The following is an 11,080-nucleotide window of genomic DNA, read 5'->3' on the forward strand; positions in this document are numbered from 1 at the left end:
ACACAGCACGCGACCACGACCCGGGGTCGCCCGTCAAGGAGGACGTATGAACACTCGACGCAAGAGCCGAGTCCTGCTCGCGACAGGGATGCTCGCCGCCATCGCCGTTCCGCTCGCCGCGTGCGCGGGTGGCGACGACGGAGGCGGCAGTGCCGACGGCGGCGGGACCGACGGCGAAGCCTTCACCGTCATGAGCGCCAACGAGAACGCTGCGCTCCGCGACCAGCTCGACGCGCTCGCCGCCGACGCGTGCTCGGCCGAGAACGAGGCGCTTCCGCTCGAGCACCGCACGATCGCGCAGGCGGACACGGTGCAGCAGGTGACGCTGCTCGCCAGCCAGGACGCCCTGCCCTCCCACTTCATCGCCGGAACCGCGCAGGTGCGGCCCGACGGAGATCTGGGCGCCGGTGGCCTCGTCATGGACTACGAGGAGGCCTTCAAGGAGGCCGGCATCTGGGACAACATCCTCCCGGCTGCCGCTTCGACCGTGCAGAACGTCTACGGCCAGATGGTCTCCATGCCGTACCAGTACAACCTCGAGGGCATCTGGTACAACCGCGAGATCTTCGACGAGCTCGGACTCGAAGAGCCGCAGACCTACGACGAGCTCCTCGAGGTCATCGATGCCACCGCCGCAGCAGGCTACGTGCCGCTCGCCCAGGCGGGTGCCGATGGGTGGCCCCTGACGCGTCTGATGGGTCTCTACCTGTTCCGCACCATCGGGCCCGACGCGATGGAGATGATCCGCGACGGCGAGGCCTCGCTGACCGATCCCGAGTACGTCGCCGGTGCTCAGGCGCTGCAGGACCTCGCTCTGTCGGGAGCGTTCGGCGACGGCTTCATCTCCCGTCCGGGCGACGCCGCCACGGCGCTCCTGATGAGCGGCGACGCGGCTATGAAGTACGACGGCACGTGGCTGCTCAGCAACATCAACAGCGACGAGAACCTCGTCGGCGCCGAGAACATCGGCTTCATGCCGTTCCCGGCCGTCGAGGGCGGTGCCGGCGACATCGACCAGTACCCCGCGAACGCGGGTGCGGCGATGGCGATCAACCCCAAGACCTACGGGCCCGACACCGAGGCGTGGTTCTCGTGCATCGCGGAGAACTACGGCGCGCAGGCGCTCGGCGAAGCCGGCATCCTGTCCGGCTTCCAGGTCAACGAAGAGGTCACCGGCGTGCCGGAGACGACCGCCGACATCCAGGAGCGGATGGCGAGCATCGACGAGACTGTCCTGTGGTTCGAAGCGCTGCTCGACAGCGAATCGAACTCGCTCGCCTCGACGAACGTGTCACTGTTGACCAACGGCGACATGAGCGCCGAAGAGTACATGTCGCAGCTCCAGGCGAGCGTCGACTCCAGCCGTTGATTCCAGAACGTCCGGCCCCGCCGCGGGTGGGGTCGGACGTTCTCCGTTGTGGAGAGGACACGCGATGTCGCGCGTATTCGGGGACAAGAAAGCGATCTTGATCCTCCTCCTTCCCACGCTGACGGTATACGTCCTGCTGAAGGTCGTGCCGGTGGCGTGGTCGCTCGGGCTGTCGCTCTTCCGGGGCAACACGCTGCGGGGCTTCGAGTTCGTCGGCTTCGAGAACTTCGTCACCTTCTTCAACGACCCGCCCGCGCTGCAGTCGGTGTGGGTCACCGTCAGCTTCGCGGTCGTGATGACGGCCCTGCAGGTCGCTGTCGGATACCTCCTCGCCCTGCTCTACGTCTTCGTGCTCCGCAAGGGGTCGGCATTCGTCCGTACCGCGGTCTTCTTCCCGATGGTGCTGCCCACTGTCGCGGTCGCTCTCCTGTTCCGCAGCTTCTTCGCCGTCGGTCAGAACCAGGGGCCGGTCAACGACCTGATCAACTTCTTCGGCGGAGAAAGCGTCGAGTTCCTCGCGTCGACCGCCGGCACGATGTTCATCGCCTTCCTCATGACCCTGTGGAGCTCGATGGGGTTCTACGCGGTCCTGCTGTACACGGGGCTGCTCGACATACCCGACGAGGTGATCGAATCGGCGCGCATCGACGGTGCGAACGGATTCCGCCTGGTGCGACACATCATCGTCCCGTTGTCGCTGCCGATCCTGCTCTCGTCGATCATCTTCAGTCTGAACTCCACGCTCAAGGTCTTCGACAGCCTGCTGGCCCTCAACAACGGCGGCCCCGGAACCACCACGTCGCCGCTGACGCTGTACATGTACCGCACCGCCTTCGAATACGCGGAGTACGGATACGGCAGCACGATCGCTGTGATCCTCACCCTGCTCTGCCTGATGTTCACGCTCGCCGTCTTCCGGTCCTCGAGCAAGCGTGTGGAGGACTGACATGACGGAGACCCAGGTCATCACCCAGGCGCGGCCCTTCTCGCGCAAGGCGCCCCGCCAGCCCGTCCAGCGATCGGCCCGTCGCGCGCTGCGGCGCCTGCCGATCTGGCTCCTCGTGGCCTTCGTGCTCGTCGTGGTCCTCTACCCGCAGTTCTGGATGATCATGGGGTCGTTCAAGACGCAGACGGAGTTCTTCGCCAACCCGACGTGGGCGCTGCCGGAGCAGTTCAATCTCGACAACTACGTCTACGCGTTCACGCGTGGTGACGTCGCCTTGAACTACCGCAACAGCCTGCTCGTGACGCTGCCGTCCGTCGCGCTGATCGTCTTCCTCGGGGTTGCGGCAGGCTACGCGCTCGAGATCATGATCTGGAAGGGGCGGCGGACGACGCTCCTGCTGGTGATGGCCGGGATCATGGTCCCCGGCCAGATGATCCTCGTGCCGCTGTTCACGGTGTACTTCCGCATCGGGATCACCGACACGCTGTGGCCGATGATCCTCACCTACACGGCCATGGGCATCCCCTTGACCACGTTCCTCATGGCGGCGTACTTCCGGTCGCTCCCGCGGGAGATCTTCGAGGCCGCCACGATGGACGGATGCAGCCCGCTGCGCTCGTTCTTCGTGATCGCGATGCCGCTGATGAAGAACGCCATGCTCACCATCGCGCTCGTGCAGTTCTTCAGCGTCTTCAACGACCTGCTGATCGCCCTGACCTTCACGACGCGACCCGAACTGGCGACGATCCAGGTCGGCCTGCTGAGCCTGTCGGACGAGTTCGGATCGACCGCCTACGGCCCGCTCTTCGCAGCGATCAGCATCAACATCATCGTGCTGCTGATCGTGTTCATCTTCCTCAACAAGAAGATCATGGCGGGCCTCGCCGCGGGATCGGTGAAGGGCTGAGCTCACTCGTCCAAGAGGGCGCGGGCGGTGTTCTCGTCGGTGATGAGAGTCGTCACCCAGCCGCCCGCGAGCGCGCCCCGGATCGGCTGCAGCTTGCGAGGGCCTCCGGCGACGCCGATGCGTCGAGGGATGCGCAGAAAGTCGGCGGTGGCGATGGAGATCGTGCGGTCGTCGACCTCGCCCGTGACGGCCGAGCCGTCCTCGCGGAAGACGCGGTGACAGATGTCTCCGACGGCGCCGTCGGCCAGGAGCGCATCGAGGTCGGGGCGGGAGAAGGCGTTCCCGCTCTCCTCGAGGAGGTCCGACGGCAAGACGTTGCCGATCCCGACCACGGCGGCGGTGAGATGGCGCCACCGCTCGGTGACCCCGGCCAGCCCGGGATCGCCGAGCAGACTGTCTCGCGTCGACCGGTCCGCCACGATCCCCGGCGCCTGCACGTAATAGGGCAGTGCCCCGAGCATGCGCGCGAAGTCGCCGGCGAGGCGCTGCGACTTCGTCTGCACCTCGGGTGAACCGATCCCGCCGAGGAGCTGGACGATCTCGGATGCGGCGGGCGTGCCCGTCGGGCGCATGCGATCCGCGGTTGCGAGGAGCGTCTGGCTCCACGAGGAGATGCCGACGCGTTCCTCCCCGGAGAAGGCCCCCTCGAGGTAGGCGGCGGCCGCACTGCCGATGGCGCCGAGCACGTCGGCGTCCTCGCCGTCTCCGTTGAGGTCGACGACGACGGCTTCGCTCAGGCCGAATCGGCTCTCGACGCGCTCCTCCAGCTCGGTGTGCAGGCCGGGGGCGATCGTGACGATCGTGCGCACGATGCCGAGGTTCTCCGCGCGCTTGAGCAGTCGCGATACCTTGGCCTGCGACAGGCCGAGGTTCTCGGCGATCTCGGCCTGGCGGATTCCGCGCTCGTGGTACATGACGGCGACCTTCGTCAGTTGGCGCAGCTGCGCGTCCATCGGCTGGCCGTAGCGAGTGGGCATCCTGTACCTCCGTCGGGAGTGCAATTCTATTCGCGCCTGAATGCGCTGTCTATCGTGGCGAAGCGGCCGATAGACTTGTGACGTTTCAACTCGAAGAGGAGGCGCCGGATGATCGTGGGAGTGACCGGAAGCAACGGCAAGCTCGGGCGTGCGACCGTCGCGCGACTGCGTGACGAGGGACACGAGGTGATCGGCTTCGATCTCGGGGGTGCGCCGGGGCCGGGGTTCACACGCGTCGACTTCACCGACTACGGGCAGACGCTGGACGCCTTCCTCGGCGTCACGGCACGACACGACGGTCTCGACGCGATCGTCCACCTCGCCGCCCTGCCGGTCAACGGACTCGTTCCGGATGCGGCGACCTTCGACAACAACATGGCCGTCACCTTCCACGTGCTCTTCGCCGCGCACCGGGCCGGTATCCGCACGATCGTCACCGCGTCCAGCATCACCGCGATGGGCTTCCCGTTCGATGTCGCGCCGGAGGCGCTGCCGGTGGACGAGACGGTGAGTCGCGCGAACAACACCTACGGACTCGGGAAGGTCGCGGAAGAGGCGATCGCCGCACAACTGGTCGGGTGGGCCCAGGGAACGTCGATCACGGCACTGCGATTCACCAATGTCGTCGCCGAGGACGAGTACGAGACCTTCGCGCGCGCGGCAGATCCGCTCTATCGCCGCGACCTGCTCGGGTCCTGGGTGGATGCGCGCGACGGCGCGGCGGCGGTCTCCCTCGCTCTCGCCGACGCGTCGCCGGGATTCGAGGTCTACAACGTGGCGGCCGAGACCTCCGGGTGCGCCACGCCCTCGCGGGAGCTGGCCGCGTCATGGTTCCCGGGAACGCCGATCGCCGAGGACCTCGGCGAGTTCGAGTCGCTCATGTCCACGCGCAAGATCCGTGACCGCCTGGGGTTCGTCGCGCAGTACGACTGGCGCTGATCGACTACTGTCGTGGCACGTCCGCCTGGCGGAGGGGAGCGAATGTCCAGACCCGGAATCCGCGAGGTCGCGTCGGTGGCCGAGGTGGCCATCGGCACCGTCTCGAACTTCCTCAACCACCCCGAGCGCGTATCCGAGGCGAAGTCCCGGCGGATCCGGGAGGCGATCGAGGCGCTCGGCTTCGTGCCCAGCAGCGCCGGACGGCAGCTGCGAATGGGAGTCAGCACACTCCTCGGCTATCTGGTGCCCGACGTGAGCAACCCCCACTTCGCCGAGATCGCGGAGTCGATCGAGCGTCGGGCGGATGAGCGCGGGCTATCGGTGCTCATCGCGAACTCCCACCGCAGTCGCGAGCGGGAGGACGCCTACCTGCGGCTCTTCGAGCAGCATCAGGTGCGCGGCATCATCGCCGCGTCGCACGAGCCGCTCGACGCGCGGCTCGCGGCCGCCCGCGAGCGCGGCACCGCGTCGGTGATCGTCGGGCAGCGGGCGATGGATGCGCGGCAGCCTTCCGTCTCTGTCGACGACGTCGCCGGTGGTCGTCTCGCGGTCGAGCACCTCGTCGATCGCGGACGCGGTCGCATCGCCTTCGTCGGCGGCCCGCTCAGCGTCGTGCAGGTCGAGGAGCGCCTCGCGGGAGGATCGGCGGCGGCTCGGGCGCACGGTGTGGCGTGGGAGGTCATCGAGGTGGCCGAGCGCACGCTCGCCGTCGGGCGCGCGGTCGGCGAGGCGCTCGTCGCCCGCGCCCCACAGGCGCGCCCGGACGCGGTCTTCGGCGCGAACGATCTCCTCGCCCTCGGTGTCCTCCAGGCTCTCGTCGCGGCGGGGATCGCGGTTCCCGACGAGATCGCCGTCGTCGGTTTCGACGACACGGAGTTCGCGGCGGCATCGGTCATCCCCCTGACGAGCGTCAGCACGCGTCACGCGGGCTTCGGGGAGGCCGTCGTCGATGTGCTCTTCGACACGATCTCGGGACGGCAGCCCGCGCAGCCGCACCGCGTCTTCGCGCCAGAGCTCATCGTCCGCGGCAGTACGGGCGACACGGAAGGGGCGGTGGCATGAACCGGGGTGTCAGTATCAAGCAGGTGGCGCAGGCGGCGGGTGTCTCCGTGGGCACCGTCTCGAACGTCCTGAATCGGCCGGAGAAGGTCGCCGATGCCACCGTCCAGCGCGTGCAGGCGGCGATCCGCAGCCTCGGTTTCGTGAGGAACGACGCTGCCCGTCAGCTGCGCGCGGGAAGCAGCCGCAGCATCGGCCTGATCGTGCTCGATGCGGCCAACCCGTTCTTCGCCGACGTCGCGCGCGGGGCCGAGGCGCGCGCCGCCGACGCAGGGCTCGTGGTGCTGCTGGGAAACAGCGACGAGGCGACGGCCCGCGAAGCGGCCTACCTCGACCTGTTTCTCCAGCAGCGCGTCAGCGGGGTGCTCGTCACCCCGGCCGATGACGATCTGGAGGGGCTGGTGAGACTCCGCGACGCCGGCATCCCGGTCGTGCTCGTGGATCACGAGGCTGCGGACTCTCACCTCCCCTCCGTGTCGGTCGACGACGTCGAGGGCGGGTACCTCGCGGTCTCGCACCTGCTCTCGCTCGGCCGTCGACGGATCGCCTTCGTCGGAGGCTCCCCGGGCATCCGGCAGGTGCGGGATCGTCTGGCGGGCGCGCGACGGGCGGTCGCCGACGTTCCCGATGCCCGCCTGGAGGTCATCGAAGAACCCGCCTTGACCGTGCTCCATGGCCGCGCCGCCGGGCAGCGGCTCATCGCACGAGATCGTGGCGATCGCCCCGACGCCGTCTTCGCGGCCAACGATCTGCTCGCCGTCGGCCTCCTGCAGGCCTTCGCCCTGATCGCAGACATCTCGGTGCCGGACGACATCGCGCTGATCGGATACGACGACATCGACTTCGCGTCGGCGACCGTGGTGCCGCTCAGTTCGATCAGGCAGCCGGCGACGAGGATCGGCCAGTCGGCGGTCGACCTGCTGATGCAGGAGATCCGCGAGCCGGACGGCGCCCACGAGCGCTCCATCCGCTTCCGCCCCGAACTCGTCGTGCGCGACTCCACCCGCCGATGACGACCGCCGACCGCCTGCACGCCTTCGCTCACGGACCGCTGCTCGGCGCCGCCTACTACAACGAGTACCTGCCCGACCCCTCTCGACTGCGCGAGGACATGCGCCTGATGGTCGAGGCCGGCATCGGGGTGATCCGCGTCGGCGAGTCGGTGTGGTCCACGTGGGAACCGCGCGACGGCGAGTTCGACCTCGACTGGCTCGCACCCGTGCTCGACGAGGCTCACGGCAGCGGCATCCGTGTGATCCTGGGGACGCCCACCTACGCGGTGCCGCCCTGGCTGAGCCGGCGGCATCCCGAACTCGCGGTCGTCCGGACGGACGGCGGGCGCGTGCCCTGGGGCGGTCGTCAGGAGGTCGACTACTCCTCGCCGGTCTTCCGGTTCTACGCGGAGCGGGTCATCCGTGCGGTACTCGGTCGCTACGGGGAGCATCCGGCGGTGATCGGGGTGCAGCTGGACAACGAGGCAGGACTGCACCTCATCCACAACGACCATCTCCTCGCGCGCTTCCGGCGGCAGCTCGCGGATCGCTACGGCGATGTCGAGACGCTCAATCGCCGGTGGGGGCTCACCTACTGGTCGCATCGGATCGGCCGGTGGGACGAGCTGTGGGATCCGTCGGGGAACACGACCCCCGCCTACGACCTCGCCTGGCGTCGCTTCCAGGCCGAGGTGACGGCGGAGTACATCGCGTGGCAGGCGGACCTGGCCCGCGAACTGGTCGGCGAGGAGGTCTTCCTGACCACCTGCATCGCCTACGGTCGTCCGGCGATGGACGACGTCGCGGTCGGGCGCCACCTCGACATCGCCAGCGGCAACGCCTACTACCTCGCGCAGGATGCCCTCGACGCGCGGGCCGACCGTGCCGGCGGCGGCTGGGCAGCGAACGCGGTCGCCGACGTCGTGCTCATGGCCGACCGGATGCGTGCGACGAAGGAGGCGCCCTATCTCGTGACCGAGACCGGGGCCGCCTCGATCGGGCCCGCCTGGATGACGCGACCGCCCTACGACGGCCAGCTCGCGCAGGCGGCGTGGCTGCTGGTGGCCCGCGGCGCGCGGCTGGTGTCTTACTGGCACTGGCACACGCTGCACTCCGGTCACGAGGTGCACTGGGGCGGCATCCTCGGTCATGATCTCGAGCCGGGACGGATCTACGGCGAGATCGCCGCGATCGGAGCGTCGTTCGCGAAGGCATCCGATGCGCTGGCAGAGGCGGTTCCGGATGCGGATGCGGGCCTCGTGTACGCGCACGACAGCGAATGGATGATGGCCTTCGAGCCGCCCCTGCCCGCGGCGGAGGGAGGCGACCGCGGATCGTATGCGCGGATCGTGAGCGCGTTCGGCCGCGGCGCGCTCGACGCCGGTCGCCAGGTGGGCTTCCTCAACGAGCGATGCCTGCCCGACGCACGCGAGCTGCTCGCTCGCTATCCGACGGTCATCGTGCCGGGGCTCGTCGCCGCGGCAGACCGCACCCTGCGCACCCTCGCCGACTATGCCGAACTCGGCGGGAGCCTCATCGTCGGGCCCCGCACCGGCTTCGGGGATGATGAGGGGAGGGTGCGCTCCGAGCGTGCGCCCGCGGTTCTCGGCGCGCTCGCCGGCGTGCACTACCAGGAGTTCTCCGCGCTCGCCGAGCCGGTGTCAGTCGAGATGGACGGCGTCGCGGGGGAGGCGATCGGATGGATGGATGCCCTCGTCGCCGATGACGCCGAGGTGATCGCGCGCTATCGGCATCCGCACTTCGGCCGCTGGCCGGCCGTCACCCGGAGTCGCGTCGGCAACGGTTCCGTCACCGTCGTCGGCACGATCCTCGACCGCGACACCATGCGTCGCGTGATCGTCGCGGCGGCCGGTCGATCGCCGATCGATTCTCTTCTCTACCAGACGCCGCGCGGAGTCACCGCGCACTCTCTCACCACTCCGCACGGCCGGGTGTGGGTCGTTCACAACTGGTCTCCCGAGGTGGTCGCGGTGACGCCGGTGCGCGCCGTGTCGTCGGTGATCGATGAGGCGAGCTTCCCCGCGGGGGTGACGGTGTCTCTCCGCCCGTGGGATGTGAAGGTCTGGCGAGAGGAGGGATCGGGCGCGGATCTCGGCAACCGGTCAACCGGTGGTACTGTCGGAGGGCGTTGACGCACGACGAGAGGCCGACGATGACCCGCATTCCCGCCGCTGATCGGATCACGCCGCCCGCCGCGCCGACCTGGCGACTGGGCGAGGCGCCGTGGCAGGCGCTGCCGCCGGCCGCGGGTCCGCACGCACGGGTGATCATCGACAACGACTTCTCCGGCGACCCGGACGATCTGTACCAGCTCGTGCATCATCTCCTCTCGCCCGGTGTCGACATCCGCGCCGTCGTCGCGTCGCGCCTGCGCGACGGTGACCCGTTCGACCCCTCCGGTCGGGCGGCCGAGAACGCCGAGACGATCGTGCGGGATGTGTTCGGGCGCATGGGGCTCCTCTCGACCGACGTGATCCACCGCGGATCGAACGAGGCGCTCGCCGACACCGCCACCCCTCGACCGTCGGCGGCTGTCGACGCGATCATCGCGGAGGCGATGCGCGACGACGTCGCCTCGCCCCTGTATTACGTCGCCGGCGGCGGCCTCACCGACCTCGCGTCGGCCCTGCTGACCGAACCGGCGATCGCTGAGCGCATGACCCTCATCTGGATCGGCGGAGAGGAGCACGAAGGACTCGCCGTGCCGCCGCCGAACGCGATGGAGACCGAGTACAACCTCCTCATCGACGTCACCGCCGGCCAGGTCGTCTTCGGTCACTCCGCGATTCCGATCTGGCAGGTCCCGCGCGACGTCTACCGGCAGTGCCTCGTCTCCGACGCGGAGCTGCGGCGACGGGTGGCCACGGCGGGCCCGCTCGGGCGATATCTCTATGACGAGATCGCCGCGATCGTCGAGATGGCGGGATCGTTCCTCGGTGGGGCATCCGAGACCTACGCCCTCGGCGACTCGCCGCTCGTGCTGCTCACCGCGCTGCAGTCCTTGTTCGAACCCGATCCGTCATCGAGCCGGTACGTGGAAAGGCCGACCCCGGCTCTCGACGACCGCGGATCGTATGTGCCGGTCGCCGGCGCGCGCCCGATGCGTGTGTACACGCAGGTCGACACGCGCCTGATGTTCGAGGACATGTTCCTCAAGCTCGCGGAGTTCGCCGAGTGGCGCGGAGCCGCGCACGATGCCGCATGAGCGGTCGGGTCCGCACGATCGTCACCGCCGATCCCGAGCTCGATGACCTCAATTCCCTCCTGCGCCTGCTGCTGTACACGAACGAGGTCGACCTGCAGGGGCTCGTCTACGCGAGCAGCCGCTTCCACTGGCGCGGCGACGGTGCGGGTACGACGTTCTTCCTCCCCGACCGCGAATACGCCGAACCGCAGACCTCGTGGCGGTGGGCGCCCGGCGAGCGATTCATCCATGACGCCGTCGAGGCCTACGCCCAGGCGTATCCGAATCTCGCCGTCCACGACGACCGATACCCGTCCCCCGACGCGCTCCGCGGGATCATCCGCTTCGGCAACGTCGATTTCGAGGGGGACATGTCCGCGGACACCCCCGGCTCTCGCCTGATCGCCGAAGCGCTGCTCGACGACGACCCGCGCCCGGTGCACATCCAACTGTGGGCGGGACCGGCCACGCTCGCCCGCGCACTCCGCTCGATCGAGGAGCGGTACGCCGAGACCCGCGCGTGGCCGCAGGTGCGCGCATCCGTCTCCCGCCGGGCGATCGTCACGAAGTTCGCCTCGCAGGATGGCACCTACGACGACTACATCCTGCCCGTCTGGCCCGACATCCGCGTGACCGAGGCGGCTGCGATGGCCTGGGGGTATCTGATCCGCGAGACCATCCGCGAC

The 11,080-nt window shown here is 68.9% G+C and carries 10 protein-coding genes; 9 read left to right on the forward strand and 1 reads right to left on the reverse strand.

All coding sequences use genetic code 11. The features are described from left to right. Positions 1–46 precede the first annotated feature (46 nt). The 3 genes from B4E30_RS13565 to B4E30_RS13575 all read left to right on the forward strand — a co-directional run bounded on the left by B4E30_RS13565 (position 47) and on the right by B4E30_RS13575 (position 3,222). Positions 47–1,369, forward strand: a complete 1,323-nt coding sequence (locus B4E30_RS13565; protein WP_286795601.1) for an ABC transporter substrate-binding protein — start codon at positions 47–49, stop codon at positions 1,367–1,369. Between the two features lie 64 nt (positions 1,370–1,433). Continuing rightward, complete coding sequence (locus B4E30_RS13570; protein WP_286795602.1) at positions 1,434–2,315, forward strand: carbohydrate ABC transporter permease; 882 nt, start codon at positions 1,434–1,436, stop codon at positions 2,313–2,315. Between the two features lies 1 nt (position 2,316). Continuing rightward, positions 2,317–3,222 (forward strand): carbohydrate ABC transporter permease, encoded by a 906-nt coding sequence (locus tag B4E30_RS13575; RefSeq protein ID WP_286795603.1) that lies wholly within the window; start codon positions 2,317–2,319, stop codon positions 3,220–3,222. 2 nt (positions 3,223–3,224) lie between these two features. On the opposite strand, the gene B4E30_RS13580 is transcribed toward B4E30_RS13575, so the two are convergent. Then, positions 3,225–4,199, reverse strand: a complete 975-nt coding sequence (locus tag B4E30_RS13580; RefSeq protein WP_286795604.1) for a sugar-binding transcriptional regulator — start codon at positions 4,197–4,199, stop codon at positions 3,225–3,227. Positions 4,200–4,307: 108 nt separating this feature from the next. On the opposite strand from B4E30_RS13580, the gene B4E30_RS13585 reads away from it, so the two are divergent. From B4E30_RS13585 to B4E30_RS13610, 6 genes are all read left to right on the forward strand, one after another. Then, positions 4,308–5,138: an NAD-dependent epimerase/dehydratase family protein gene (locus B4E30_RS13585; protein WP_286795605.1), complete on the forward strand. Its 831-nt coding sequence runs from the start codon at positions 4,308–4,310 to the stop codon at positions 5,136–5,138. Between the two features lie 42 nt (positions 5,139–5,180). Beyond that, positions 5,181–6,200 carry a LacI family DNA-binding transcriptional regulator gene (locus B4E30_RS13590; protein WP_286795606.1) on the forward strand — a complete coding sequence of 340 codons (1,020 nt, stop codon included), beginning with the start codon at positions 5,181–5,183 and terminating at the stop codon, positions 6,198–6,200. Further along, positions 6,197–7,210, forward strand: a complete 1,014-nt coding sequence (locus B4E30_RS13595) for a LacI family DNA-binding transcriptional regulator (protein WP_286795607.1) — start codon at positions 6,197–6,199, stop codon at positions 7,208–7,210. Before B4E30_RS13590 ends, B4E30_RS13595 begins: the two co-directional genes overlap by 4 nt. Further along, positions 7,207–9,342, forward strand: coding sequence for a beta-galactosidase (locus B4E30_RS13600; protein ID WP_286795608.1), 2,136 nt, complete (start codon positions 7,207–7,209; stop codon positions 9,340–9,342). Before B4E30_RS13595 ends, B4E30_RS13600 begins: the two co-directional genes overlap by 4 nt. Positions 9,343–9,362: 20 nt before the next feature. Further along, positions 9,363–10,415, forward strand: a complete 1,053-nt coding sequence (locus B4E30_RS13605) for a nucleoside hydrolase (RefSeq protein WP_286795609.1) — start codon at positions 9,363–9,365, stop codon at positions 10,413–10,415. Further along, the coding region (locus tag B4E30_RS13610) for a nucleoside hydrolase-like domain-containing protein (protein ID WP_286795610.1) at positions 10,412–11,080 on the forward strand (669 nt) is incomplete at its 3' end. The genes B4E30_RS13605 and B4E30_RS13610, both read left to right, overlap by 4 nt.

The organism is Microbacterium sp. UBA3394 (assembly GCF_002358725.1).
GTDB classification, from domain to species: domain Bacteria; phylum Actinomycetota; class Actinomycetes; order Actinomycetales; family Microbacteriaceae; genus Microbacterium; species Microbacterium luteum.

What these genes read in the sequence shown, in the direction of transcription:
- B4E30_RS13565 (WP_286795601.1), top strand. Translation starts at nt 47, where the DNA reads ATGAACACTCGACGCAAGAGCCGAGTCCTGCTCGCGACAGGGATGCTC.
- B4E30_RS13570 (WP_286795602.1), top strand. Translation starts at nt 1,434, where the DNA reads ATGTCGCGCGTATTCGGGGACAAGAAAGCGATCTTGATCCTCCTCCTT.
- B4E30_RS13575 (WP_286795603.1), top strand. Translation starts at nt 2,317, where the DNA reads ATGACGGAGACCCAGGTCATCACCCAGGCGCGGCCCTTCTCGCGCAAG.
- B4E30_RS13580 (WP_286795604.1), bottom strand. Translation starts at nt 4,199, where the DNA reads ATGCCCACTCGCTACGGCCAGCCGATGGACGCGCAGCTGCGCCAACTG.
- B4E30_RS13585 (WP_286795605.1), top strand. Translation starts at nt 4,308, where the DNA reads ATGATCGTGGGAGTGACCGGAAGCAACGGCAAGCTCGGGCGTGCGACC.
- B4E30_RS13590 (WP_286795606.1), top strand. Translation starts at nt 5,181, where the DNA reads ATGTCCAGACCCGGAATCCGCGAGGTCGCGTCGGTGGCCGAGGTGGCC.
- B4E30_RS13595 (WP_286795607.1), top strand. Translation starts at nt 6,197, where the DNA reads ATGAACCGGGGTGTCAGTATCAAGCAGGTGGCGCAGGCGGCGGGTGTC.
- B4E30_RS13600 (WP_286795608.1), top strand. Translation starts at nt 7,207, where the DNA reads ATGACGACCGCCGACCGCCTGCACGCCTTCGCTCACGGACCGCTGCTC.
- B4E30_RS13605 (WP_286795609.1), top strand. Translation starts at nt 9,363, where the DNA reads ATGACCCGCATTCCCGCCGCTGATCGGATCACGCCGCCCGCCGCGCCG.